This window comes from Pseudomonas sp. BCA17, assembly GCF_004519405.1.
Lineage (GTDB): Bacteria > Pseudomonadota > Gammaproteobacteria > Pseudomonadales > Pseudomonadaceae > Aquipseudomonas.
Map to the genome: position 1 here is coordinate 1 of NZ_SGWI01000009.1, position 26,978 is coordinate 26,978.

16 protein-coding genes and 1 pseudogene are annotated in these 26,978 nt (G+C 60.5%); 8 read left to right on the plus strand and 9 right to left on the minus strand.

What is annotated here, in order from left to right; all coding sequences use genetic code 11:
- On the minus strand, window positions 1-780 hold a 780-nt coding region (locus tag EXW71_RS29500; protein ID WP_372241346.1), incomplete at its 3' end, for a methyl-accepting chemotaxis protein.
- A 30-nt stretch (window positions 781-810) separates the two neighbouring features.
- A pseudogene (locus tag EXW71_RS29505) lies at window positions 811-1,533 on the minus strand (MCP four helix bundle domain-containing protein); the annotation flags it as partial.
- A 276-nt stretch (window positions 1,534-1,809) separates the two neighbouring features.
- Here EXW71_RS29505 and EXW71_RS26140 point away from each other — a divergent pair.
- Together EXW71_RS26140 and EXW71_RS26145 are read left to right on the plus strand one after the other, a co-directional pair.
- Window positions 1,810-2,040, plus strand: a complete 231-nt coding sequence (locus EXW71_RS26140) for a hypothetical protein (protein ID WP_123716174.1) — start codon at window positions 1,810-1,812, stop codon at window positions 2,038-2,040.
- Window positions 2,037-2,327, plus strand: a complete 291-nt coding sequence (locus tag EXW71_RS26145) for a cell division protein ZapA (RefSeq protein ID WP_134661050.1) — start codon at window positions 2,037-2,039, stop codon at window positions 2,325-2,327. The genes EXW71_RS26140 and EXW71_RS26145 overlap by 4 nt, the downstream gene beginning before the upstream one ends.
- Here the strand turns inward: EXW71_RS26145 and EXW71_RS26150 are convergent.
- On the minus strand, window positions 2,324-4,126 hold the full coding sequence (locus EXW71_RS26150) for an acyl-CoA dehydrogenase (protein WP_134661049.1): 1,803 nt from the start codon (window positions 4,124-4,126) through the stop codon (window positions 2,324-2,326). The two genes, EXW71_RS26145 and EXW71_RS26150, sit on opposite strands and share 4 nt — an antisense overlap.
- Window positions 4,127-4,290: 164 nt before the next feature.
- Window positions 4,291-8,244 (minus strand): trifunctional transcriptional regulator/proline dehydrogenase/L-glutamate gamma-semialdehyde dehydrogenase, encoded by a 3,954-nt coding sequence (gene putA, locus EXW71_RS26155; RefSeq protein ID WP_134661048.1) that lies wholly within the window; start codon window positions 8,242-8,244, stop codon window positions 4,291-4,293.
- 29 nt (window positions 8,245-8,273) lie between these two features.
- On the opposite strand from putA, the gene EXW71_RS26160 reads away from it, so the two are divergent.
- From EXW71_RS26160 to EXW71_RS26175, 4 genes are all read left to right on the plus strand, one after another.
- Complete coding sequence (locus tag EXW71_RS26160; protein ID WP_167659667.1) at window positions 8,274-8,612, plus strand: hypothetical protein; 339 nt, start codon at window positions 8,274-8,276, stop codon at window positions 8,610-8,612.
- 93 nt (window positions 8,613-8,705) lie between these two features.
- Complete coding sequence (gene putP, locus EXW71_RS26165; protein ID WP_134661046.1) at window positions 8,706-10,190, plus strand: sodium/proline symporter PutP; 1,485 nt, start codon at window positions 8,706-8,708, stop codon at window positions 10,188-10,190.
- 205 nt (window positions 10,191-10,395) lie between these two features.
- Complete coding sequence (locus tag EXW71_RS26170) at window positions 10,396-12,408, plus strand: type VI secretion system tip protein VgrG (protein ID WP_134661045.1); 2,013 nt, start codon at window positions 10,396-10,398, stop codon at window positions 12,406-12,408.
- 26 nt (window positions 12,409-12,434) lie between these two features.
- Window positions 12,435-13,160, plus strand: a complete 726-nt coding sequence (locus EXW71_RS26175; RefSeq protein WP_134661044.1) for a DUF4123 domain-containing protein — start codon at window positions 12,435-12,437, stop codon at window positions 13,158-13,160.
- On the opposite strand, the gene EXW71_RS26180 is transcribed toward EXW71_RS26175, so the two are convergent.
- Window positions 13,146-14,423 carry an O-acetylhomoserine aminocarboxypropyltransferase/cysteine synthase family protein gene (locus EXW71_RS26180; RefSeq protein WP_134661043.1) on the minus strand — a complete coding sequence of 426 codons (1,278 nt, stop codon included), beginning with the start codon at window positions 14,421-14,423 and terminating at the stop codon, window positions 13,146-13,148. The genes EXW71_RS26175 and EXW71_RS26180 overlap by 15 nt on opposite strands.
- A gap of 173 nt (window positions 14,424-14,596) precedes the next feature.
- On the opposite strand from EXW71_RS26180, the gene EXW71_RS26185 reads away from it, so the two are divergent.
- Window positions 14,597-15,433 carry a 23S rRNA (adenine(2030)-N(6))-methyltransferase RlmJ gene (locus EXW71_RS26185; protein ID WP_123716165.1) on the plus strand — a complete coding sequence of 279 codons (837 nt, stop codon included), beginning with the start codon at window positions 14,597-14,599 and terminating at the stop codon, window positions 15,431-15,433.
- A 181-nt stretch (window positions 15,434-15,614) separates the two neighbouring features.
- Here EXW71_RS26185 and msrA read toward each other — a convergent pair whose 3' ends face one another.
- The 4 genes from msrA to aceE all read right to left on the minus strand — a co-directional run bounded on the left by msrA (window position 15,615) and on the right by aceE (window position 23,637).
- On the minus strand, window positions 15,615-16,262 hold the full coding sequence (gene msrA, locus EXW71_RS26190) for a peptide-methionine (S)-S-oxide reductase MsrA (RefSeq protein ID WP_123716164.1): 648 nt from the start codon (window positions 16,260-16,262) through the stop codon (window positions 15,615-15,617).
- 72 nt (window positions 16,263-16,334) lie between these two features.
- Window positions 16,335-19,028 (minus strand): bifunctional diguanylate cyclase/phosphodiesterase, encoded by a 2,694-nt coding sequence (locus tag EXW71_RS26195; RefSeq protein ID WP_134661042.1) that lies wholly within the window; start codon window positions 19,026-19,028, stop codon window positions 16,335-16,337.
- Between the two features lie 305 nt (window positions 19,029-19,333).
- Window positions 19,334-20,980: a dihydrolipoyllysine-residue acetyltransferase gene (gene aceF, locus EXW71_RS26200; protein ID WP_134661041.1), complete on the minus strand. Its 1,647-nt coding sequence runs from the start codon at window positions 20,978-20,980 to the stop codon at window positions 19,334-19,336.
- A gap of 11 nt (window positions 20,981-20,991) precedes the next feature.
- Window positions 20,992-23,637: a pyruvate dehydrogenase (acetyl-transferring), homodimeric type gene (aceE, locus tag EXW71_RS26205; protein WP_134661040.1), complete on the minus strand. Its 2,646-nt coding sequence runs from the start codon at window positions 23,635-23,637 to the stop codon at window positions 20,992-20,994.
- A gap of 382 nt (window positions 23,638-24,019) precedes the next feature.
- Between aceE and glnE the strand changes: the two genes are divergently transcribed.
- Window positions 24,020-26,959, plus strand: a complete 2,940-nt coding sequence (gene glnE / locus EXW71_RS26210) for a bifunctional [glutamate--ammonia ligase]-adenylyl-L-tyrosine phosphorylase/[glutamate--ammonia-ligase] adenylyltransferase (protein WP_134661039.1) — start codon at window positions 24,020-24,022, stop codon at window positions 26,957-26,959.
- Window positions 26,960-26,978 lie beyond the last annotated feature (19 nt).

Below are 26,978 nucleotides of genomic sequence, written 5' to 3' on the forward strand. Positions count from 1 at the left end.
CGACTGCACCGACAGATCACGAATATTCACCAGGTTACGGTCCACTTCACGTGCCACCTGGGCCTGTTCTTCCGCTGCGCTGGCGATCACCAGGTTGCGCTCGTTGATCTCGATGATCGCCGTGTTGATGGTGTCCAGGGACATTCCTGCACCCTTGGCGATATTCAATGTGGATTCGGCGCGTTCGGTACTGTTGCGCATCGAGTCCACGGCATGTTCGGTACCGGTCTGAATGCTGCCGATCATGCGTTCGATCTCACTGGTCGATTGCTGGGTGCGATGGGCCAGCGCCCGCACTTCGTCGGCGACTACGGCGAAGCCACGACCGGCTTCACCGGCACGCGCCGCTTCAATCGCCGCGTTCAAGGCCAGCAGGTTGGTCTGGTCGGCCAGGCCGCGGATCACGTCCAGCACCTTGCCGATGTCACGCGATTCGTTGGCCAACTCACCAATCAGTGTGGCGGTGGCTTGCACGTCGCCGCTCATGCGTTCGATGGCACTGACGGTTTCCTGCACCAGATCACGGCCGTCGCCGGCCGACGTGGTGGCGGCGCGCGAGGCTTCGGAGGTGCTGACCGCGTTGCGTGCGACTTCTTCGACGGCGCTGGTCATCTCGTTGACGGCGGTGGCGGCTTGTTCGATTTCGTTGTTCTGCTGGGTCAGGCCGCGAGCGCTCTCGTCGGTGACGGCGTTCAGCTCTTCGGCAGCGGACGCCAGTTGGGTGGCGGAACCGGCAATGCGTTGCAGGGTGTCGCGCAACTTGTCCTGCATCTTGGCCATGGCGGCCAGCAGGCGGCCGGCTTCGTCGTGGCCGTCGACCTTGATAGGGCGCGTCAGGTTACCTTCAGCCACTTCTTCAGCCGCTTCCAGAGCCTGGGAAATCGGCACGGTGATGCTGCGGGTCAGCAACCAGGCGAAGAGCAATGTCAGCCCGGTGGCGATGACCAGCAGGCCCACTACCAGGTCAAAGGCCATGTCGTATTGGTCCTTGGCTTGCTGGTTGGCGGCATTGGCGTCGTTGTTATTGATGTCCAGCAGGCGGGTCAACACGGCATTGACCTGCTCGGAGTTGTTCAGCAATTCCGTGTTCAGCAGGTCGCGCAACGCTTCGATTTGATTGGCGCGAGACAGGCTCTTCATGCGCTCTTCAATCTGGTGGTACTGGCCCAGCAGGCGAACGTACTCGTCGTAGGCATTACGTTCTTCAGTGCTGCTGATCAGTTTTTCGTAGATGGCCTGGGCTGCGCGGATCTGCTGGTTGCGCACTTCGAAGGCATCCAGGGTCTTTTGTTGCACGTCCGGCTCGCGGTTGGTCAGCAGGCGGTACGACAGCACTCGCAGGCGCAGGGTCAGCTGGGTGAACTCGTCCAGTGCGCGGATGCTGGGCACGCTGCTCAGGGTAATGGCTTCGGTGGCTGCACGGATCTTGCTCATCTGATTCAAGGCGAACACACCGAGAAGCAACATCAGCGCGCCAATAAACGCGAAGCCGAGAAAAGCCCTCGGAGCGATATTCATATTACGAAGAGACATGCGGGAATCCTGGGGGAAGCGCGATCCATGCGGCCGTGAGACGGGGTATGTATTCGCTATCGGCCATGCGACTAAAGTCTTAAGGGCGTGCGCGCTTTTGTCGCATCGGACGAGGGGTTGAACGGATTCAGGAACCAGATGGGGGAATTGCAGTCACTAAGGCTCGAAAGTGCGGCCCGCCCCCTAAAAAACGGGCTGTGCGCCAGGGATAAGCCTGGCATCCGAGGTGAATTTTCTTTATCGTCACCGCCCTTTGAAAAAGCCCGAGAAATCAAAATGTTAGAAGCATCTCTCAGCCAATTGGAACAACTGGTCAGCGACCTGGTACAGCAGAACCAGGATCTGCTGGGCAGCAACGAATCCCTCAAGGCGGAACTGGCCCGCGCCAAGGACGAAAACGACAGCCTGCAACTGAGCCTGATGGAGCAGGAAGAAAAGCACGGTGCCACCGCGGCTCGCATCCAGGCGTTGGTTGAGCGTGTGAGCGCAGGGCCTGTCGGCGCATGAGTGAAGGGATAAAGGTCGTTTCGATTCTCGGAGAGGATTACTCGATCAAGGCTCCGGCCGGGGAAGATCAAACCCTGATGCACGCCTTGACCCTGCTCAAGGCATCCTTGGCCACCACCAAGAAAAAGTACCCGACCCTGATCGGTGACAAATTACTGGTGCTGGCTGCGCTGAACCTGTGCGCCGATCAGATCGAAATGCAACAGCGTCACCAGCAGGAGCTCGACCGTTACCAAGAGCAAGTCAGCGCCACGGTCGAAGTGATTTCCAAGGCAATCCAGCCTTAGAACCAATCATCCTGCATCCCCAGGCACGTATCGTCGCGTGCCTCCAGAATCGCCAGTTCATGATGGCAGCTCGGCACTTCCCAGGTCAGGAAGTACCGGGCGGCCTGGAGCTTGCCTTTATAGAAGGCGACATCGGCCGCATTCCCCTTGGCCAGTCCTTCCTGCGCACGTATTGCCTGCTCCAGCCAGCGCCAGCCGATCACCGTATGCCCGAACACTTTCAAGTACAGCGCCGAGTTCGCCAGGCTGCTGTTGACCTTGCCTTGGGCCAGATCCGTCAGCAGGCCGATCGTCACGCTTTGCAAGCGGTTGACCAGTTGTTCCAGTGGCTCACGCAATGCGGTCAGGGAGGGGTATTCCTGCGCCCGTGCGCCCGTCTCGGCGATCAGCCGGATCAACTGCTTGAGACCTGCACCGCCGTTCTGCGCCAATTTGCGCCCGAGCAAGTCCAGGGACTGAATGCCGTGAGTCCCTTCGTGGATCGGGTTCAGACGGTTGTCGCGGTAATACTGCTCAACCGGGTATTCACGGGTGTAGCCGTGGCCACCCAGAATCTGGATCGCCAGTTCATTGGCCTTCAGGCAAAACTCCGACGGCCAGGATTTGACGATGGGCGTGAGCAAGTCCAGCAGTTCGTGGGCTTGTTTGCGCTCGGTTTCGGTCTCCAGTGTGGTGGTGTCGTCGAACACGCGTGCGGCGTAGAGGCCGAGGTCGAAGGCGCCTTCCACGTAGGACTTCTGGGTCAGCAGCATGCGCTTGATGTCGGCGTGCTGGATGATCGATACGGGGGCAGTCGTGGGGTCTTTGCTGTCGGGCAAGCGACCTTGCGGACGCTCGCGCGCATAGTCCAGTGAATAAAGGTAACCGGCATACCCGAGCATCACGGCGCCCATGCCGACGCCGATGCGTGCCTCATTCATCATCTGAAACATGCAGCTCAGGCCCTGGTGCGGTTTGCCCACCAGATAGCCAACACAATTGCCGTTATCGCCGAAGTTAAGCGCAGTGGAGGTGGTGCCGCGCCAGCCCATCTTGTGAAACAACCCGGCCAGCAGCACATCGTTGCGCGCGCCCAGGCTGCCATCGTCGTTGACCAGGAACTTGGGCACGATGAACAGCGAAATGCCCTTCACCCCCGGCGGCGCATCCGGCAGCTTGGCCAGCACCATGTGCACGATGTTTTCCGACAGCGGGTGGTCGCCGCCGGAGATGAAGATCTTATTGCCCTTGAGTCGATAAGTACCGTCGGCTGCCGGTTCTGCACGTGTACGAATATCCGACAGTGACGAGCCTGCGTGGGGCTCGGTGAGGGCCATAGTGCCGAAGAACCGGCCGTCGATCATCGGTTGCAGAAAGCGCTGTTTCTGTTCCTCGGTGCCGAAGCTTTCGATCAGGTTGGCGGCGCCCATGGTCAGGAACGGGTAGGACGTCGATGCCGCGTTGGCCGCCTGGAAGTGCGCGAAACACGCCTGGGACAGCAGGGTGGGCAATTGCATGCCTCCGGCGTCGAAACTGCGGGCGGCGTTGAGAAAGCCGGCTTCGAGGAAGGCATCCACGGCGGGCTTCACTTCCGGAATCAGAATCGCCGCGCCGTCTTCATAACGCGGCTCGTTTTCGTCGTTCTTGCGGTTGTGGGGGGCAAAGTACTTTTCAGCGATGTTCCGCGCGGTGCTGATCGCAGCGTCGAACGTCTCGCGGTTATGTTCGGCAAATCGCTCGCGCTGGGTCAGGCCCTCGGCATCGAGGACTTCATACAGCTCGAAAGCCAGGTTGCGGGAACTGAGCAGCGACTCGGACATGGCGGCTTACCTTTGAAAAGTATGCCGCAGTCTAGGGTCGCTAATAAAAATGGGGAAGGAAGATAGATAGGGGTGATGGGGCGACACAAGTTGCAAGCTGCAAGCTGCAAGTGAAAGCACACCGCTCTTACTTGCAGCTTGAGGCTCGCAGCTTGCGCCTGCTGTTACCCGATAGTCATCAGGCTGGCGTTACCGCCCGCCGCAGCGGTGTTAACGCTCAACGCGCGTTCGATCACCAGACGCTCCAGGGCTATCGCGGTTTCGCCCTGGGACAAGCCCTGAACCCCGACAATCGCCCCGCCACGCTGGGCCACTTGCTGGCACACCGCGCGCAGTTGATCGGAATCGCCGTGGTGCAGAACCGCGTCGAATACCACCTCGTCCTTGGTCCAGTCCGCTACGCGCTTGATCTTGGCCTGGATCTCCCTTGGCAGGCGTGGGAACAAGGCCTTGGTCAGGTCAGTTTCCGGCCATACCGCCGAACCGCCTACCGCCAGTACAGCCGCCAGTTGAGTGAGCAGGTCGCCTTCTACTTCCGCCAGCGACAACACATGCTCGCGAGGCAGGATGGCGTAGCTGTTGCGCTCGCCGGTCGGACCGGCCAGTTGGCGGGTGATACCGCTTTGGGACTGCGCGGCGAATTGCGTGCACAGGGCGCTCAGTTCGCTGAACTTATTGCTGTCGGCCCAGGTTTTCAGGGCGGTCAGCGGTTGGCTCAAGGCATCGCGCAGGCGCACGTCCGGCGCAGCCAATGCATCGCCACGCACGAAGGATTGCTCGATGGCATCGGTAGGGCGAGTCGACAGCAGGCGGTACAGGTACAGCGGGCCACCGGCTTTCGGGCCGGTGCCTGACAGGCCTTCGCCGCCGAACGGTTGCACGCCGACCACGGCGCCGACGATGTTGCGGTTTACGTAGACGTTACCGGCATTGACGTTGTCGATCACCTTGGCGATGGTCTCGTCGATACGGGTGTGCACGCCCAGGGTCAGGCCGTAGCCCGAAGCGTTGATCTGGCCGATGAGCTGGTCGATTTCCTTGCGCTTGTAGCGCACCACATGCAGCACCGGGCCGAAGATCTCGCGTTGCAGTTCGTCGAAGCTTTCCAGCTCGATCAGGGTCGGCATCACGAAGGTGCCGCGCTTGATCTCTTCGCCGTCGGCGATGGCCACTTGGTATACGTTGCGGCCTTTGTCACGCATGGACTGGATGTGTTTCTCGATGCCGGCCTTGGCTTCGGCGTCGATCACCGGGCCAATGTCCACCGACAGGCGCTCCGGGTTGCCCAGGCGACATTCCGCCATGGCACCTTTGAGCATTTCGATGACGCGGTCTGCCGAATCTTCCTGCAGGCACAGTACGCGCAGGGCCGAGCAGCGTTGACCGGCGCTGTCGAAGGCCGAGGACACCACGTCGATGACCACTTGTTCGGTCAGTGCCGAGGAGTCGACGATCATCGCGTTCTGGCCACCGGTTTCGGCGATCAGCGGAATCGGGCGGCCCTGGGCGTCCAGGCGGCCGGCGACATTGCGCTGCAGCAGGCGCGCCACTTCGGTGGAGCCGGTGAACATCACGCCTTTGACGCGATCATCACCCACCAGGCGGGCACCCACGGTTTCGCCCTGGCCCGGCAGCAGTTGCAGCACACCTTCCGGAATGCCGGCTTCCAGCAGAATGCGTACGGCTTGTGCCGCCACCAGCGGGGTTTGCTCGGCAGGCTTGGCCAGTACCGGGTTACCGGCCGCCAGCGCAGCAGCAACCTGGCCACTGAAGATGGCCAATGGGAAGTTCCACGGGCTGATACACACCACCGGGCCCAGAGGGCGGTGGGCGTCGTTGGTGAAATCGTTGCGTGCCTGCACTGCGTAGTAGCGCAGGAAATCCACGGCTTCACGTACTTCGGCGATGGCGTTGGCGAACGTTTTGCCGGCTTCGCGGGCCAGCAGGCCCATCAGTGGCTGGATCTCGCCTTCCATCAGGTCGGCGGCACGCTCCAGGATAGCGGCACGTTCGGCGGGCGGGGTGGCCTGCCAGATCGGACCGGCGCTGATGGCGCACTGGATGGCGTTGTCCACGTCTGCGACGGTGGCGTCCTGTACCTGGCCGACCACGTCGCGCAGGTCGGACGGGTTCAGCACTGGCGTCGTCGCTTGCTCGCTGGGCGCGCAGCCGAGCATCGGCGCCGCTTTCCAGTCGTTGTGGGCCGTGGCCAGCAGGGCGCAGGACAGCGACGCCAGGCGATGTTCGTTGGCCAAGTCAATACCGGCGGAGTTGGCGCGGTCGCGGCCATACAGGTCACGTGGCAATGGAATGCGCGGGTGCGGCAGGCCGAAACCACCTTCCAGCGTGGCCATTTGTTCGATACTGGCCACCGGATCAGCCACCAGTTCCTGAATCGAGATGGACTGGTCGGCAATGCGGTTGACGAAGGAGGTGTTGGCGCCGTTTTCCAGCAGGCGACGTACCAGGTAAGCCAGCAGTGTTTCGTGGGTGCCGACCGGTGCGTACACGCGGCACGGACGGTTCAGTTTGCCATCGGCAACCTTGCCTACAACCTGCTCGTACAGCGGCTCACCCATGCCGTGCAGGCATTGGAACTCGTACTGACCGGGGTAATAGTTCTGACCGGCTATATGGTAAATGGCCGACAGCGTATGAGCATTGTGCGTGGCGAACTGCGGGTAGATGGCTTCCGGCACCGACAGCAGTTTGCGTGCACAGGCAATGTAGGACACGTCGGTGTAAACCTTGCGGGTGTACACCGGGTAGCCTTCCAGGCCTTCGACTTGGGCGCGCTTGATCTCGCTGTCCCAGTACGCGCCTTTCACCAGGCGGATCATCAGGCGATGGCGGCTGCGGCGCGCCAGGTCGATGACGTAGTCGATCACATACGGGCAACGCTTCTGGTAGGCCTGGATCACGAACCCGATGCCGTTCCAGCCGGTCAATTGTGGCTCGAAGCACAGGCGTTCCAGCAGGTCCAGCGACAGCTCCAGGCGGTCGGCTTCTTCGGCGTCGATATTCAGGCCGATGTCGTATTGCTTGGCCAGCAGGGTCAGGGACAGCAGGCGCGGGTACAGCTCGTCCATCACGCGTTCGTACTGGGCACGGCTGTAACGTGGGTGCAAGGCCGAAAGCTTGATGGAGATGCCTGGACCTTCATAAATCCCACGGCCGTGAGACGCCTTGCCGATGGAGTGAATGGCTTGTTCGTACGAGGCCAGGTACTTCTGGGCGTCGTGTTCGGTAAGTGCGGCTTCACCAAGCATGTCGTAGGAATAGCGGAAGCCCTTGGCTTCGAACTTGCTCGCATTGGCCAGCGCTTCAGCGATGGTCTCGCCGGTGACGAACTGCTCGCCCATCAGGCGCATGGCCATGTCGACGCCCTTGCGGATCATCGGTTCGCCGCTTTTGCCGATGATGCGGCTCAGGGACGAAGTCAGGCCGGCTTCGTTGTGGGTGGCGACCAGTTTACCGGTCAGCAGCAGGCCCCAGGTGGCGGCGTTGACGAACAGCGATGGGCTGTTGCCCAGGTGCGGCTGCCAGTTGCCGGTGCTGATCTTGTCGCGGATCAGGGCATCGCGAGTGCCCTTGTCCGGAATGCGCAACAGGGCTTCGGCCAGGCACATCAGCGCCACGCCTTCCTGGGACGAAAGGGAGAATTCTTGCAGCAGGCCTTGAACAATGCCGGCACGGCCGCCGGCGCTCTTCTGATTGCGCAGCTTCTCGGCAATCGAGGCGGCCAGCTTGTTGGTGGCTTCGGCCATCGGGGCCGGCAGGCGGGCCTGCTCGATCAGCATCGGCACCACTTCCGGCTCCGGGCGACGGTAAGCGGCGGTGATGGAGGCGCGCAATACCGACTGCGGCAAGATGCTTTCGGCGAACTCCAGGAAGCACTGGTGGGCATGGTCAGCCTGGACCTCGCCCGCGTCTTCAGCGTCCTTGCCGGCCAAGCCATTAAGCTCGGTCAGGGTTGCACCACCCTCCAGTTTCTCCAGGTAATTGAAAATCGCCTGCTTGATCAGCCAGTGCGGCGTGCGATCAATGGAGGTTGCGGCAGCCTTCAGGCGTTCGCGTGTCGGGTCGTCGAGTTTGACCCCAAGGGTGGTCGTTGCCATCTTTTTATCCTCATGGGTGCCACTACCGAGTGGCATCTGCAGGCGGCAAGATTAGCTTTGCCCATGAAGAGGTGCAACCGGGTGCAACCCTTTTGTTCAGGAATTTTTCGACGGTGTTCGCGAAAAAAATCGGCCCTCAGCGGAATCTGCTTTTTCTTGGTGCATTTACTTCTGGCTTCGGCTGTTCTTGCTCCGAAAAGGAGCAAAAACGCGGTGTTTTCTGTAAAACACTTCCGGGTGCAACTTATTCTCAGGAAACTGGTTGCACCTTATTTGCTTTGTTGAATAGCATTCGCGGCCAAGGTGCAACCACCTCATCGGGGTCGGTTCATCGGCTGGCGGCTTTCCTGGGGAAACGCCAGTCATAAATGCGCGGCACACCGTTTCGTCTACCCGTTCAGCAATGGGTGGCCGTCTGACAGGCCGTCGCTACATAAAAACAAAGCCAGGGCGTCACTCTTATGAGCGTTAGCAATCCAACCCTGATCACATTCGTGATCTACATCGCAGCAATGGTGCTGATCGGCTTCATGGCCTATCGCTCCACCAACAACCTTTCCGATTACATCCTTGGCGGTCGCAGCCTCGGCAGCGTGGTGACGGCTCTGTCGGCCGGTGCTTCCGATATGAGCGGCTGGTTGTTGATGGGCTTGCCGGGCGCGATCTACATGTCGGGCCTGTCGGAAAGCTGGATCGCCATCGGCCTGATCGTCGGCGCTTACCTCAACTGGCTGTTCGTGGCCGGTCGCCTGCGCGTACAAACCGAGCACAACGGCGACGCCCTGACTCTGCCGGATTATTTTTCCAGCCGTTTCGAAGATAAAAGCGGCTTGCTGCGGATCATCTCCGCCGTGGTGATCCTGGTGTTCTTCACCATCTACTGTGCGTCCGGCATTGTGGCCGGTGCCCGCCTGTTCGAAAGCACCTTTGGCATGTCCTACGAGACCGCGCTGTGGGCCGGTGCCGCGGCGACCATTGCCTACACTTTTGTCGGTGGGTTTCTGGCAGTCAGCTGGACCGACACCGTACAAGCCACACTGATGATTTTCGCGCTGATCCTGACGCCGATCATCGTGCTGCTGGCCACCGGCGGCGTCGACACCACTTTCCTGGCCATCGAGGCCAAGAATCCCGACAACTTCAATATGCTGAAAAACACCACCTTCATTGGCATCATTTCGCTGATGGGTTGGGGGCTGGGCTACTTCGGCCAACCGCATATCCTCGCGCGTTTCATGGCGGCTGATTCGGTGAAGTCGATCGCCAAGGCGCGCCGCATCTCCATGACCTGGATGATCCTGTGCCTGGGTGGCACCGTAGCAGTGGGCTTCTTCGGTATCGCGTACTTCTCGGCGCATCCGGAGGTTGCAGGTCCCGTTACCGAAAACCACGAGCGTGTGTTTATCGAACTGGCCAAGCTGCTGTTCAACCCATGGATTGCCGGTGTATTGCTGTCGGCTATCCTGGCGGCGGTGATGAGCACCCTGAGCTGCCAATTGCTGGTGTGCTCCAGCGCCCTGACCGAAGACTTCTACAAAACCTTCCTGCGTAAAAATGCTTCCCAGCTGGAGTTGGTATGGGTCGGCCGTGCCATGGTGCTGCTGGTGGCCCTGATCGCCATCGCCATGGCGGCCAACCCGGACAACCGTGTGCTGGGCCTGGTGAGCTACGCCTGGGCCGGTTTCGGCGCGGCATTCGGCCCTGTGGTACTGATCTCGGTGATCTGGAAAGGCATGACCCGTAACGGCGCGCTGGCCGGTATCCTGGTGGGTGCGATCACCGTCATCGTGTGGAAACACTTCAGCCTGCTGGGCCTGTACGAAATCATTCCGGGCTTCATCTTCGCCAGCCTTGCGATCTACTTCGTGAGCAAGCTGGGCGCACCGACGGCGGGTATGGTCGAGCGTTTTGATGCGGCGGAAAAAGATTACAACCTCAACAAGTAATTCTTCGGGTGTTGAACGTCCGCTGAGTTGAAAAAACAGGCCCGCTTCCTACGGATTGCGGGCCTTTTTTTGTGTGTGATTTTCGCCGGGCCGAAGAAGATTCTTGCTCACGCATGTAGGGCTTTACTGAATTATCCGGGGCGTGCTCAGCGGAAGGGAACAGTGGTGCAGAATCGGCCGCCTATTCCTCGCAGAGAAACACCGGATGTTCGCTCCTGCCAATCAAAGTGCTTTTACCCTCGCCATCGACGGGGAGCCCAGTGGGCTCAAGGTGTTGGAGTTCAAGGGAACTGAAACCATCAGCCAGCCCTACCGTTTCAACCTTGAACTGGTCAGCGAGCAGCCCGATCTCGACCTGGAAAGCCTACTGCATCGCCAGGCCTATCTCGGTTTTGATGATCAGGGGCATGGTATCCACGGTCTGGTTTACCGGGTGGCACAGGGCGACTCCGGGAGGCGCCTTACGCGTTATCAGATCAGTGTCGTTCCTCACCTGGCTTATTTGAAACACAGCAGCCACCAGCGCATTTTCCAGCACATGACGGTGCCGCAGATCGTTGCGCAAGTGCTGGCCGTGCAAGGAATCCAGAGCGATCGATTCAAGTTCCAGCTCAACAGTACCTACCTTGAACGCGAGTACTGCGTGCAGTTTGGTGAGACCGACCTGGCGTTCATTCAGCGGCTGTGTGCCGAGCAGGGCATTCATTATCACTTCCAGCATTCGGCCGAAGGGCACCTGCTTGTGTTCGGTGATGACCAGACGGTGTTTGCCCAGGCCGAGCGTTCCACGCCTTACACGCCAGGTTCCGGGATGGTGGCGGATACGCCGGTGATCCGGCGCTTCACCGTACGATTGGAAGCCCGCGCCACGGCGGTGAATCTGCGCGATTACGACTTCCGTAAGCCGCGTCTGACGTTGGAAAGTGAGGTTGCTGGCGAACAGCTTCCGCGCCTGGAAGAACACGATTATCCCGGCCATTTTTCCGACCGTGCCCATGGCAAGTATCTGGCACAGCATAGGTTGGAGCGCCATCGCAGCGATTATCAGGTTGCCCATGGCGAAGGTGACGAGCCGGCGTTGGTCAGCGGCCGTTTTCTCAAACTGAGCGGGCACTTGCGTGATGACTGGAACGACCTTTGGCTGGTGACGCGCATCACTCACGAAGGCAAGCAACCCCAGGTGCTTGAAGAAGCTGTGGTTGAGGTTGCAGGTGGGGATTTTCGCCAGGGTTATCGCAACGAATTCATGGCGGCACCGTGGGAGGTGATTTTCCGGCCGTCGCTGCCGGAGCCGCCGCGCCCGCGTATTTCCGGTTATCAACATGCCGTGGTCACCGGGCCCGAGGACAGTGAAGTCCATTGCGACGAATACGGCCGGGTAAAAGTGCAAATGGCCTGGGATCGCACGGGAGAACACAACGATCATTCCAGTTGCTGGCTGAGGGTGGTCAGTGCCTGGGCGCATGATCGGTATGGCTCGGTGCTGATCCCGCGTGTGGGCATGGAAGTGCTGGTGGGCTTCGTCAATGGCGACCTGGATATGCCGGTGGTCATGGGGTGCCTGCCCAACGCGGCGACACCGGTACCCCTCGAACTGCCCGCGGACAAGACCCGCAGTATCTTGCGCAGCCAAAGCAGTCCGGGTGGGGGTGGCTACAACGAACTGCGTATCGAAGACCGAAAGGGTGCCGAGGAGATCTACCTGCGTGCCCAACGCGACTGGACCCAACACGTATTGCACGATCAGCAACTGCAAGTGGACAACAGCCGGCGGGTTCGGGTGGGCGGCGGGTCGCACCATGAGTTGCAGGGCGAGGAACAGCGCATTACCCATGGCAACCGCCTGACTGAACTCAAGCAGGATGACCATCTGGTGGTCGGTGGTTCGCAGCATATGCGGGCCGGGCGGACCATTCAGATCGGCGCTGGGCAGAGTGTCGTGATCGATGCGGGTGCAAGCGTGACGATCCAGGCCGGTGGCCAGTCGATCACGGTTTCAGCAGGCGGCATATTCAGCAGTGTGCCGATCCAGCTTGGCGGTGCGCCGGTTCCCGCCGTTGCTCCGCTGGTACCAGGCATCAAGGAAAAGTTGCTGGCGGTAATTCCCGCTCCGTTGAGTCGCGCTCAGGTGACCAGCCTGAAACGCAGCGCGCCGTTTTGCGAAGAGTGCGAGCGCTGCAAGCACGGCCAGTGTGATCTTCCTCCACACAGTGGCTGAGTCCAACCTGCTAGGAATTGACCTTGATGAAGCAACAGCTGGCTCCCAATGCCTGGATCACCCAATACCCGCTACAGCCTGATGAACAGGTCTTCGCCGTCTTGAGCGGTGCCAGCGATGCCAGGCCCCTTGGCGCATGGCAAGCCAGGGCCGCCGGGATGCTGCCCCAGTCGATCTGGGCAGGCACGCCCTATGCCGAGTGGGAGGAGGTCATGCCCTATGCAAGTATCGTTGAACCGAGCAGTGCCTTTTTCGATTGGGTCGCAACCACTGACGCCACGGATTGGGGGTGGCTGGCGGTGTCCTCCCGCTCGCTGGAGGTTGTGATTGCACATCTGCAAAGCCTGACCAGGGTCTACCTGCCCGACGGTCAAGTGTCTTTTTTGCGTTTTTGGGATGGCGCTCAATTTCTGTCGATTGTGCAGGGCCTGGGGGATGACATGGCGAAGGTGTTGCCGGTGTTCCAGCGGTATCTGATCAATGGCCAGCCGCTGACGGTTGCGACTGGCCCGGTCACTGTCGCCAAGGTTGGCCCCTGGTGGCGAGTGCCTGCATCTCTATTGGAACATTTGGCAGAGCAATCCCCGCAAACCCTGATCGACAACCTGCTGCAATGGCTCGAAGAACAGCGTCCTGACCTGTACACCGCGTTTACGCCGGCGACCTTGCGGCACAAGGTCGCCTGCTTTGCGCGCCGGCCGGCTATCAGTCATGGAGCACTGGCCGACTACCTTGCCTCAGAGTTGAGTTGAGCCCAATGCCTGCTGCAGATCGTCGATCAGGTCTTCAATCGCCTCGATACCCACTGACAGACGGATCATCTCGGGCTTTACCCCCGCCTTGGCTTGCTCGTGTTCGTTCATCTGCCGATGGGTAGTGGATGCCGGATGACAGGCCAGGGACTTGGCATCGCCGATATTCACCAGGCGCTTGAAGATCTGCAGCGCGTCGTAGAAGCGCACACCGGCATCAAAGCCGCCCTTCAAGCCGAATGAGAGGATCGCCGAGGGTTTGCCCTGCAGGTACTTCTGCGCCAGCGCGTAATGTGGGTGGTCCGGCAGCCCGGCATAGCTGACCCATTCCACAGCGGCATGGCTCTGCAGGAACTGCGCGATCTTCAAAGCGTTCTCAGTGTGGCGCTCCATGCGCAGGGCCAGGGTTTCCAGGCCTTGCAGCAGCAGGAACGCGTTCATCGGCGCCAGCGCTGCGCCGGTGTTGCGCAGAGGTACGGTGCGAGCACGGGCGATGAAGGCGGCCGGCCCGAATTTTTCGGTGTAGACCACGCCGTGATAGGCCGGCTCAGGGTTGTTGAGCCCGGGGAATTTTTCGGGGTATTGGGTCCAGGGGAAGGTACCGCTGTCGACGATCACGCCGCCCAGGGAGTTGCCATGGCCGCCGATATATTTGGTCACCGAATGCACCACGATGTCGGCACCGAACCGGATCGGCTTGCACAGGATCGGTGTGGCTACAGTGTTATCCACCATCAGTGGAACGCCACGGGCGTGGGCGACCTCTGCAAGGGCTTCGAGGTCGACGATGTTGCCCGCCGGGTTGCCGATGCTTTCGCAGTAGACCAGCTTGGTGTTGGCGTCGATCAACTCGGCGATGGCTTCGGCGCTGTCGTCGTGGGCAAAGCGTACCTCGACACCAAAGCTCGGCAGCAAGTGGGCGAACAGGGTGTAGGTGCCGCCATAGAGCTGCGGAGTGGTGACGATATTGTCACCGGCGCGGGTCAGGGTCTGGATTGCATAGTGGATCGCTGCGCTGCCGGCGGACACCGCCAACGCCGCGATACCGCCTTCGAGGGCGGCGATCCGTTGCTCCAGTACATCGTTGGTGGGGTTCATGATGCGCGTGTAGATATTGCCGGGCACGTCGAGGTTGAAGAGGTCGGCACCGTGCTGGGCGTTGTCGAATTCGAAAGCGACATTCTGATAGATCGGCACGGCGACAGCCTTGGTGGTCGGGTCTGACTTGAAGCCGTGGTGCAGCGCGATGGTGGCGTCTTTCATGATTGTTATTGACCTCCCTGGAGAATGGATCGCCACAATAAATCCGCCCCGGCAATGGCATTTAGATTTTTTCCGCCCGCCGCCTGTATTTCCGGCATAAGCACCGCCCGACACGCAGCCCTGCACCTTTATTCGCGTAGAAGGTAAACTTCGCCCCCTGCGCAGGAGCAACCATGAATTATCGTCACGCCTTTCACGCCGGCAATCATGCCGATGTCTTCAAACACCTGACCTTGACCCGCCTCATCGCCCTGATGTCGCGCAAGGAGCAGCCGTTCGCCTACCTCGATACCCACGCCGGTATCGGGCTGTATGACCTGCAGGGCGACCAGGCCAACCGCACCGGTGAATACCTCGAAGGCATCGCCCGCCTGTGGGGCGAAAGCGACCTGCCGGCACTGACCGCCGATTACATGCGCGTGCTGCACGAGATGAACCCGGATGGCCAGTTGCGTTACTACCCGGGTTCGCCGGAGTTGGCACGCCGCCTGACGCGGCCCCAGGACCGCGTGCTGCTCAATGAGAAACACCCGGAAGACGGCGTGTTGCTCAAGGACAACATGAAGGGTGATCGCCGGGTCAAAGTGCACCTGGGCGAAGGCTGGCATGTGCCGCGAGCCTTGCTGCCGGTACCGGAAAAGCGCGCTTTGATGCTGATCGATCCGCCGTTTGAAAAGCTCGATGAGATGCAACGTTGTGCCGCATCCCTCAAGGAGGCGGTGGGCCGTATGCGCCAGACCGTCGCCGCTATCTGGTACCCGGTGAAAGACCAGCGCATGCTGCGCCGCTTCTACCAAGACCTGGCCGGCACCGGCGCGCCGAAGTTACTGCGCGTGGAGTTGCTGGTGCATCCGCTGGACACGCCCAACACCCTAACCGGCTCGGGCCTGGCGATCGCGAACCCGCCATGGGGCCTGGAAGAGGAATTGCGTGAATTGCTGCCGTGGTTGTCCAAGAAGCTCGGGCAGACACAGGGAGGGTGGCAGATGGATTGGTTGATTGGTGAGTAGCTTTCAGTTTTAAGCTGCAAGCTGCAAGTAAAAGCGGAACGTGGCACTTGCAGCTTGCAGCTTTGAAGTTGCGCCTTCGATCTTCAGTTGCTGAGTAGGTTTCAGTTTTAAGCTACAAGCTACAAGTAAAGACGGAACTCGGCACTTGCAGCTTGTAGCTTAAAACTTGCAGCTTCGATCCTCAGATCGGACACACCACGCCCGTGCCGCCGATCCCGCAATAGCCCTGCGGATTCTTCGCCAGGTACTGCTGGTGATAGGCCTCGGCGAAATACACCGTCGGTGCTTCCTCGATTTCGGTGGTAATCGTACCCAGGCCAGCCTTAGTCAGTTCACCTTGATAAGCCTCGGCACTGGCCTTTGCCGCCGCCAGTTGCTCCGGCGTGGTCGCATAGATAACCGAGCGGTACTGGCTGCCGATGTCGTTGCCCTGGCGCATACCCTGGGTTGGGTTGTGCAATTCCCAGAACATCTTCAGCAAGTCTTCATATTTCACCTTGGCCTGGTCATACACCACCAATACCACTTCGCTGTGGCCGGTCAGGCCGGAGCAGACTTCTTCATAGGTCGGGTTCGGCGTGTAGCCGCCGGCGTAGCCGACCACGGTGCTGACCACGCCATCGCGCTGCCAGAACTTGCGCTCGGCGCCCCAGAAACAACCCAGGCCGAAAATCGCGAACCCGACGTCGTCGAGGAATGGGCCCAGCAGCGGGTTGCCGTTGACGAAGTGGGTCTCCGGCAGCGCCATTGGGGTTTCACGGCCAGGCAAAGCTTGTTCTTGAGTGGGCAACACGTTTTTGTTCACCAGAATTTCCGAGCGCAAGACCATGATCAGTCCTCTCAGTCAGATTGAGTTAGGTAAGAATTCAGACAGCCAGTGTGCCCGAGTGTTACATCGCTGTCAGGCGATTGGCCCGCGCGGGTAGCGTTTAAGCATCTTCATCAGCTCTGATCCGGGGATTGGCCGGTCGAACAGGTAGCCCTGGCCCACATCGCAGCGATGCCGGCGCAGGAACGCCAGTTGTTCGGCAGTCTCGATGCCTTCGGCCACCACCTTGAGCTTGAGGTTGTGGGCCATGGCGATTACCGCCGAGGTGATTTCCATGTCGTCCTGGTTGTCCGGGATTTCATGGATAAAGCTGCGATCAATCTTAATGATGTCGATGGGGAATTTTTTCAAGTAGCTCAGCGACGAGTAACCGGTGCCGAAGTCGTCCATGGCCAGGGTCAGGCCGAAGCTCTTCAGTTGGTCCAGTTGCAGGCGCGTATCTTCGGTGGCCTCCAGCAGGAGGCCCTCGGTCAGTTCCAGCTCCAGCAGGTTCGGCGGCAGCTGTTCTTCCTTGAGGATCGTGGCAATGGACGCCACCAGGTCCGGGTCGGAAAACTGTTTGGGCGACAGGTTGATCGCCACCTGCAGGTTGCCCATGCCGGCGGCGCTCAACTGCTTGCTCATCCGGCAGGCCTGGCGGGCGATCCATTTGCCGATGGGGATGATCAGCCCGGTCTCTTCGGCCACGCTGATGAATTGGTCGGGGCGGATCATGCCCTTTTCCGGGTGGTTCCACCGCAACAGCGCTTCCATACCCAGCAGGCGGCCGCTGCGCAGGCACAGTTTGGGCTGGTAGAACACGTCCAACTCGTTCTGAGTCAGGGCGCGGCGCAGGTTGTTTTCCACGAACAGCTTGTAGCTGGCTTCGGCGTTTAGCGCTTCGGTAAACACCTGTACCTGGTGTTTGCCGTTGGCCTTGGCTTTGTGCAGGGCCAGGCCGGCGTTGCGCATCAGGGTCTGTGGGTCGCGGCCATGCAGCGGCGCACAGGCCAGCCCCACAGAACCGGTGATGCTGATCAACTGGTTGTCGACGAACATCGGCTTGTCGAGGGTCGTCAGCAACTGGCTGGCGACCTGTTGACCCGTCTCGAGGTCGGCATCGTCCAGCAGCACCGCAAACTCATTACTGGCAAAGCGCGCCAGAATGCCGCTCGTGCTCAGGCTGTTGCGCAGGCGACGGGCCAGGCTGATCAGCAGCTTGTCACCGGTCTGGTGGCCGAGGCTGTCGTTGATCCGCTTGAAGTTGTCGATGTCCACCAGCAGCAGGCTGATAGGGCTATCACTGTCCCGGGCGAAGCGCTCATCCAGGTTACGGATAAACGCGGGTCGGTTGCCCAGGTTCGTCAGGTTATCGGTGTAGGCCAGGCGCTCGATACGTTGTTGGGCCAGCTTGGTCTGGGTGATGTCTTCGTAGATGCCGATGTAGTGGGTCAGTTCGCGGTTGTCGCCATACACCTTGGAAATCGACAGCTGGCCCCAATAGGGCTCGAGGTTCTTGCGGCGGCTCTTGAATTCACCTTGCCAACTGTTGCTCTTGGCCAGGCTCGACGGTGCGTCGAACAGCAACTCACTGAGGTTCTCCAGGGCCGGCAGTTGCGCCAGGCGATGGCCGTGGACTTCTTCGGCGCTGTACTGGGTAATCGCGGTAAAGCTGGGGTTGACGTACTCCACAACACCATCGCAATTGACCAGCAGAAAGGCGTTGGCACTTTGCTCCACCGCCCGCTGGAATAAATGCAGCGCGCTGGTGGCGGCACGACGGTTGTGGTTGTTGATCACCTGGGCGAACTGGTCCGCCAGCTCTCCAGCGAAGGCGATCTCATCGGATTGCCAGGCGCGCGAGCTGCCCCTTTGTTCCAGGCACAGTACGCCGACAACCTGGCCATCAACCCGAATGCTTGCATCGAGCATTGCGTGGATATTCTTGGCGCGCAGGTTTTCGGCCATTTCCCGGGTGCGTGGATCGCGCATCGCATGGGTCGCGTCGATGGCACGGCTGCTGTGCAGGGCTTCCAGGTAGTCCGGGAAGCTGCTGGCGTCGATCGCTTCGGGCAGGTGGTATTGTTGGTCGGCGCGGTGGTACGCCGAAATTGGCACCAGGCGCATGCCTTCGAGGTGCCAGATACTGGCGCAATCGATCTGGTAGATATCGCACGCGCTGCGCGTGATCAGCTCGGCGGCTTCTTGCAGCGAGTTAGGCGTGCTATAGCGCTGGCGCGCCAGCAACAGGATCAACTCCTGCTGGGCGCGTACCCGTTCCAGGTGCTGCAACTGTTCCTGTTGCGCACGCTGGTTGAGCTCCAGGGCGATCTGCAGGCGGCTGTTCTGGTTTTCCAGGTCGGCAGTCGGGGCAGGGGCGGGGATTTCACTGAACAGGCCGTCGACTACCATGAGGTAGCCGCGCAACAAGTGGCGATTGTGTTGTCTGTAGGCCTCGCCCATTTCCAACAGGCTCAGCGGCCCGTCCTGGGTGTGCAAGGTATAGCGCACCAGATAATGCGGGCTCTGGCTCAGTTGCTGCTGGATCGCATCGTGCAACTGGTAACGCGCCTGAGGTTCCATCAGGCTGGCGTAGGGTGTGCCGACCAGGGCGCATAACTCAACCGCCGACAGGCCGAATTGGCGTTCGCAATTGGGGTCGAGGTAAAGCAAGGCCCAGCTTGCCTCATTAAGCCGCTCGAAACGCAGCATACCGAGGCGCGAAGGCACCGGTAATTGCGTCACTACCTCGGCCGCCATACGGGCGACATCGGGTTGGCTTTTCATGGGGGAAACTCGCTCGGGAAAATGCGCACTGCGCCGGGGCTCACGCCCTCTTTACTGTCGCCTGCGGCAAGGTTGCATCATGCAGCACGGACTGACAAGAGAGGATGAAGGCTAAGTGCTATATGGCTGTTATCGGCCGCACGGGGGATTTCTGCAATCGGGCTGATAGAAGGCGTGCACGCCGATTCTGACTGCGCGGCGAGCGCCAAAAAAAGCCCCGCCAATTGGCGGGGTTGAGGTACGAGCGTGGCGCTCGGAAATCGGTGCAGCCAGGCCTCCCCGGTGAAAGGGAGGCCCGTTGAGGCTTACAGCAGGATAGTGCGGATGTCGTTCAGCAACTGGCTCAGGCGCTGAGTGAAGCGTGCAGCCGCGGCGCCGTTTATCACACGGTGATCGTAGGACAACGACAGTGGCAGCATCAGCTTCGGTTGGAACGCTTTACCGTCCCATACAGGCTGGATAGTGGCCTTGGACACACCCAGGATCGCCACTTCTGGCGCGTTGACGATTGGCGTGAAGCCGGTGCCGCCAATGTGACCGAGGCTGGAGATGGTGAAGCACGCACCTTGCATGTCGTCTGGAGTGAGCTTCTTGTCGCGGGCCTTGGCGGCCAGCGCGGCGGCTTCGGCAGCAAGCTGCAGCAGGCTCTTCTGGTCGACGTTCTTGATGACCGGTACCAGCAGGCCATCCGGGGTGTCGACGGCAAAGCCGATGTGCACGTATTTCTTGCGGATGATCGCTTTGCCGCTCGGGGCCAGCGAACTGTTGAAGTCCGGCAGTTCCTTGAGCAGGTGCGCACAGGCCTTGAGCAGCAGCGGCAGCACGGTCAGTTTCACGCCGGCTTTTTCGGCCACGGCTTTCTGCGCAACGCGGAAAGCTTCCAGGTCGGTGATGTCGGCCTGGTCGAACTGAGTCACGTGTGGGATGTTCAGCCAGCTGGCGTGCAGACCTGCCGCGCCGATTTGCATCAGGCGGGTCATCGGCACTTCTTCGACTTCGCCGAAGCGGCTGAAGTCCACGGTGCGGATCGGCGGAATGCCCGAGCCACCGGTAGCGTTGCCTGCAGCCGGCGCTTCCTTGGCTTTCTGCATCATGGCTTTGACGTAAGCCTGCACGTCTTCCTTCAGCACGCGACCGTGAGGACCGCTGGCAGCCACTGCGCTCAGCTCGACGCCGAACTCGCGGGCCAGTTGACGCACCGCAGGACCTGCGTGAACCTTGGCACCGCTTGGCGCGGGGGCGGCAGCAGCAGGGGCCGGTGCGGCCTCGGCTTTTGCGGCCGGTGCAGCAGCAGGAGCAGCCGGAGCGGCTTCAGCCTTGGCCGCCGGAGCGGCAGCCGGTGCCGACGCGGCGGCAGGCGCAGCGCCTTGTACTTTCAGCTTGAGGATGAAGTCACCGGTGCCGACTTCGTCTTCCAGCTTGACCGCGATGCTTTCCACCACGCCGGCAGCCGGCGATGGGATTTCCATGGAGGCCTTGTCGGACTCCAGGGTGATCAGCGACTGGTCGGCTTCGACGGTGTCGCCTACCTTGACCAGCAGCTCGATGATCTTGGCCTTGCCCGACGAACCGATGTCCGGGACGTGAATGTCCTGGACAGTAGCGGCGGCAGGTGCAGCGGCCGGGGCTGGAGCAGCCTCGGCAGCGGCAGGCTTTTCAGCGGCAGGTGCGGGTGCAGCGGCGGCAGCAGGAGCTGCCGCAGGGGCCGCATCAGCGGCACCTTCGATTTCCAGCTCCAGCAGTTCGTCGCCTTCTTTCAGGCGGTCGCCCAGCTTCACTTTCAGGCTCTTGACCACGCCGGCCTTGGGAGCAGGGATTTCCATGCTCGCCTTGTCCGATTCCAGGGTCAGGATGCTCTGGTCGGCTTCAACTTTGTCGCCGACCTTCACAAACAGCTCGATTACTTCACCTTCACCGCTGCCGATGTCAGGTACGCGAATGAGTTCGCTCACAAAAAATCTCCTCAGCAGTCCAGTGGGTTGCGTTTTTCCGGGTTGATCCCGAACTTGACGATAGCGTCCGCTACCACCTTGGGTTCGATCTCACCACGGTCAGCCAAGGCTTCCAGGGCTGCCAACACCACGAAGTGACGGTCGACTTCGAAGAAGTGACGCAGCTTCTTGCGGCTGTCACTGCGGCCGAAACCGTCGGTGCCCAGGACTTTGAATTCCTTGGACGGGACCCACTGGCGAATTTGTTCAGCAAACAGTTTCATGTAGTCGGTCGAAGCGATTACCGGGCCTTTACGGCCGGTCAGGCACTCTTCAACGAAGGTGCGCTGTGGCTTCTGGCCAGGGTGCAGGCGGTTGTGACGCTCTACGGCCAGGCCGTCGCGACGCAGTTCGTTGAAGCTGGTGACGCTCCACACGTCGGCACCGACGTTGAACTCTTCACGCAGGATCTTCGCCGCTTCACGCACTTCACGCAGGATGGTGCCGGAGCCCATCAGTTGTACGTGGTGCGCTGCTTCCTTGGTGTCTTCTTCGAGCAGGTACATGCCCTTGATGATGCCTTCTTCCACGCCGGCCGGCATGGCTGGCTGCTGGTAGGACTCGTTCATCACGGTGATGTAGTAGAAAACGTCCTGCTGCTCTTCGGTCATTTTCTTCATGCCGTCCTGGATGATCACCGCCAGCTCATAGCCGTAGGTTGGATCGAAGGTGCGGCAGTTCGGGATGGTGGCAGCCAGGATATGGCTGTGACCGTCTTCGTGTTGCAGGCCTTCGCCGTTCAGCGTGGTCCGACCGGCGGTACCGCCGATCAGGAAGCCACGGGTACGGCTGTCGCCGGCTGCCCAAGCCAGGTCGCCAATGCGCTGGAAGCCGAACATCGAGTAGAAGATGTAGAACGGCAGCATCGGCTGGTTGTGGCTGGAGTACGAAGTACCGGCAGCGATGAAGGAGCTCATGGCGCCCGCTTCGTTGATGCCTTCTTCGAGGATCTGGCCCTTCTTGTCTTCCTTGTAGAACATCACCTGGTCTTTATCGACTGGCTCGTAGAGCTGGCCGACGGAGGAGTAGATGCCCAACTGACGGAACATGCCTTCCATACCGAAGGTACGGGCTTCGTCCGGGATGATCGGGACGATGCGCGGGCCGATGTCCTTGTCCTTGACCAGTTGCGCGAGGATACGCACGAAAGCCATGGTGGTGGAGATTTCACGGTCGCCCGAGCCGTCGAGGATGGCCTTGAGGGTGCTCAGGTCCGGCGTCGGTACGCTGAAGCTGTTGGCGCGGCGCTGTGGCACGAAGCCACCCAGTGCGGCGCGGCGTTCGCTCAGGTAACGGGCTTCGGCGCTGTTCGGCTCCGGCTTGAAGAACGGCAGGTTTTCCAGCTCTTCGTCCTTGACCGGGATGTCGAAGCGGTCGCGGAACAGCTTCAGGCTGTCGACATCGACTTTCTTGGTGTTGTGCGCGGTGTTCTTCGCTTCGCCGGCACCGGTGCCATAACCCTTGATGGTCTTGGCCAGGATGACGGTCGGTTGTTCCTTGTGGTTGACCGCTTCGTGGTACGCCGCGTAGACCTTGTACGGGTCATGGCCGCCACGGTTGAGTTTCCAGATCTCGTCGTCGGACAGGTCGGCAACCATCGCCTTGAGTTCAGGCGTGTTGAAGAAGTGTTCACGCACGAACGCGCCGTCTTTGGCTTTGTAGTTCTGGTACTCGCCGTCGATGACTTCGTCCATGCGGCGTTGCAGGATACCGTCGACGTCCTTGGCCAGCAGTGGGTCCCAGAAACGGCCCCAGATGACTTTGGTCACATTCCACTGAGCACCGCGGAACACGCCTTCGAGTTCCTGGATGATCTTGCCGTTGCCGCGAACCGGGCCGTCGAGGCGCTGCAGGTTGCAGTTGATGACGAAGATCAGGTTGTCCAGCTTCTCGCGGCCGGCCAGTGAGATGGCACCCAGGGATTCCGGCTCGTCACACTCGCCGTCGCCCAGGAAGCACCAGACTTTCTGCTTGCCTTCAGGAATGAAGCCACGGGCTTCCAGGTACTTCATGAAACGTGCCTGGTAGATCGCCTGGATCGGGCCCAGGCCCATGGACACAGTCGGGAACTGCCAGAAATCAGGCATCAGCCAAGGGTGCGGGTACGACGACAGGCCGTTACCGTCCACTTCCTGGCGGAAATTGTTCATGTGTTCTTCGGTGATGCGACCTTCCATGAACGCACGGGCGTAGACGCCTGGGGAGGTGTGGCCCTGGAAGTAGATCAGGTCGCCGCCGTGTTCGTCGGTCGGGGCCTGGAAGAAGTAGTTGAAGCCGATGTCATACAGGGTTGCGCTGGAAGCGAAGCTGGAGATGTGACCGCCCAGGTCCGAATCTTTCAAGTTCGTGCGCATTACCATCGCCATGGCGTTCCAACGTACCAGCGAGCGAATGCGGCGTTCCATGAACAGGTCGCCAGGCATGCGTGCTTCGTGGGTAACGGGGATGGTGTTGCGGTATGGCGTGGTGATGGCGTAGGGCAGTTGCGAGCCGCTGCGGGTCGCGAGTTCGCCCATACGGGTCATCAGGTAGTGAGCACGGTCTTCGCCTTCTTTGTCGAGAACCGATTCCAGGGCGTCCAGCCATTCCTGGGTTTCGACGGGATCGAGGTCTTGCATGGCTTGCTCCAGGGCGGAAAGGCTACCAGAATCGGTTGCCTGAGTTTGCGACTGGCCTTGTGGGCAGACGACATAAATTCTTGGATGGCCGAAGGTTGCTTCGGCGTCCTGTAGTTTTACTACAAATCGTCGGCCATTTCAGCCTTTCGAATGTATATACGAGTAGTAAAACTACACAAGACTGAGCGTATGACTCGGTCTGGCTGGTGAGCATAATCGTTATTGTTGATCTTTTGCGAACAAGAAAAGGTGAATGTTTGATGTTGGCTGCCAAAATGAAATTAATTTCAGCTATTTCTAACCTTTGTTCGACAGTCCTTCACCGAGCGTGGTTCTTGCGTTCACAACTACACGCCATTCACGCGCCGATCAAGGATAGACCATGAGCCTTCCAACGCTCGCCGAATTGCCGGCCATTCTCTTGCCTTTTGCCCAGCGGGCCGAGCAGTCATTTCGTGACGCAGTGGCTGCGCTGGGCGACGATCATGGCCTTTCTGCGTGGACGCCGCAACGGTGGGCCGACTTCGCCCGCGTATGCGCCGCCAGTGATTTCGTCATTGAACAGAGTCTGCGTGACCCTTTGATGTTGCTGGAGCTGGTGGCCTGGGGCGAGCTGGATCGCGGCTTTGCGCCCGGCGAGCTGTGCGGGCAGGTGGCTGGCGCGGTGCAGCAGGCTGAAACAGAAGATGAGCTGGGGCGTGTACTGCGCCGTCAGCGCACTCGGCAGCAGGTGCGGATTATCTGGCGCGACCTGACCCGACAGGCGGACCTGGTGCAAACCTGTCGCGACCTCTCCGATATGGCTGACGCCTGTATCGACCAAGCCTACCAGTGGCTGTATCAGCGCTATTGCGCGCAATTCGGCACCCCGACCGGCCGCCGCAGCGGCGAAGCGCAGCACATGGTCATCCTCGGCATGGGCAAGCTCGGTGCGGTGGAGCTGAACCTGTCGTCCGATATCGACCTGATCTTCGCTTATCCCGAAGGTGGTGAGACGGTGGGCGTGAAGCGCGCCTTGGATAACCAGGAGTTTTTCATTCGTCTTGGTCAAAAATTGATCAAGGCCCTTGATCCCATGACCGTCGATGGTTTTGTGTTTCGCGTCGATATGCGCCTGCGCCCCTACGGTTCGGCCGGTGCCCTGGTGCTCAGCTTCAGTGCGCTGGAGCAGTACTACCAGGATCAGGGGCGCGACTGGGAACGCTACGCCATGATCAAGGCGCGCGTCGTGGCCGGCGACCAGGCGGCTGGTGCGCAGTTGCTCGATATGCTGCGACCATTTGTCTATCGCCGCTATCTGGACTTCTCCGCCATCGAAGCGCTGCGCACCATGAAGCAGTTGATCCAGCAGGAAGTGCGGCGCAAAGGCATGGCCGACAATATCAAGCTGGGCTCGGGCGGTATCCGCGAGGTCGAGTTTATCGCCCAGGCATTCCAGCTGATTCACGGCGGCCGCGACCTCAGCCTGCAACAGCGCCCGCTGCTCAAGGTGCTGGGCACTCTGGAAGGCCAGGGTTATCTGCCCCAGGCGGTGATTGCCGAGCTGCGCGAAGGCTATGAATTCCTGCGTTACACCGAGCATGCCATCCAGGCCATCGCTGACCGGCAGACCCAGATGCTTCCGGACAATCCGAGCGATCAGGCGCGCATTGCCTTTATGTTGGGCTTTGCCGATTGGGCGGCTTTTCATGAGCGCTTGATGTATTGGCGCGGTCGGGTGGACTGGCATTTTCGCCAAGTGATCGCTGACCCGGATGAAGAGGAAGGCGAAGAAAGCGAGCTGATGGTAGGCGGTGAGTGGTTGCCATTGTGGGAAGAGTCTCAGGATGAAGAAGCTGCGTGCCGCCAGTTGGCCGAAGGCGGCTTCCTCGACGCCCACAAGGCCCTCAAGGCGCTGGCCGGCCTGCGCGGCAGCGCGCAGTTGCGCGCCATGCAGCGTCTGGGGCGTGAGCGGTTGGATGCGTTTATCCCGCGCCTGCTGGCCCAGGCGGTCGAGCATGCCAATCCGGACCTGGTGTTGGAGCGCGTCCTGCCGCTGGTGGAAGCTGTCGCTCGTCGCTCCGCGTACCTGGTGCTGCTGACCGAAAACCCCGACGCCCTGCGTCGCTTGCTGACGTTGTGCGCCGCCAGCCCCTGGATCGCCGAACAGATCACCCGTTTTCCGTTGCTGCTCGACGAATTGCTCAACGAAGGTCGCCTGTTCAAGCCGCCGTTGGCACCGGAACTGGCCGCCGAGTTGCGCGAGCGCCTGACGCGCATCCCCGAGGACGACCTCGAGCAGCAGATGGAAGCGCTACGCCATTTCAAACTGGCTCACCGCCTGCGCGTGGCCGCTTCGGAGATTGCCGGCAGCTTGCCGTTGATGAAGGTCAGCGACTACCTCACCTGGCTTGCCGAAGCCATCCTTGAACAAGTATTGGCCCTGGCCTGGCGCCAGACCGTGGCCCGGCATGGTTCGCCGCAGCGTGTGGATGGCACCTTGTGCGATCCTGGGTTCATCATTGTCGGTTATGGGAAAGTCGGCGGGATCGAACTGGGGCATGGTTCGGACCTGGACCTGGTATTTATCCATGATGGCGACCCACAGGCGGAAACCGATGGGGCCAAGCCGATTGATGGGGCGCAGTTCTTCACGCGCCTGGGCCAGCGGATCATTCACCTGCTGACCACCCAGACCAACTCGGGCCAGCTGTATGAAGTGGACATGCGCCTGCGACCTTCCGGCGCCTCCGGGCTATTGGTCAGTTCGCTGGGGGCGTTTGATCGCTATCAACAAAATGAAGCCTGGACCTGGGAGCATCAGGCCCTGATCCGCGCTCGGGTGTTGGTGGGCAGTCAGGATGTCGGGCATGCCTTCGAGCAAGTCAGGGCCAGTGTATTGGGCCGTGAGCGGGACCCGGTCAAGCTGCGCCAGGAGGTCAGCGAGATGCGCGCCAAGATGCGCGATAACCTGGGGACCAAGACCACAGCGGCCGGCACCGGCGCCAATGCGTTCGAGGCGACGGCGCTGTTCGATCTCAAGCAGGATGCCGGAGGTATCGTCGATATTGAATTTATGGTGCAATACGCGGCTTTGGCGTGGTCTGCGCAACATCCATCGTTGCTGCGCTACACCGACAATATCCGCATTCTGGAAGGCCTGGAGCAGGTAGGGCTGATGCCCGCCGCCGATGCCCACCTGCTGCGCGAGGTGTATAAGGCCTACCGTTCCGCTGCGCATCGCCAGGCTCTGCAGAATGAGTCCGGCACGGTCGCCGGGGATCAGTTCGCCGACGAACGGCGCCAGGTGATGCGAATCTGGAAAGAACTGGGGTTAAGCTGAAAATTGATTAAATGTGAGT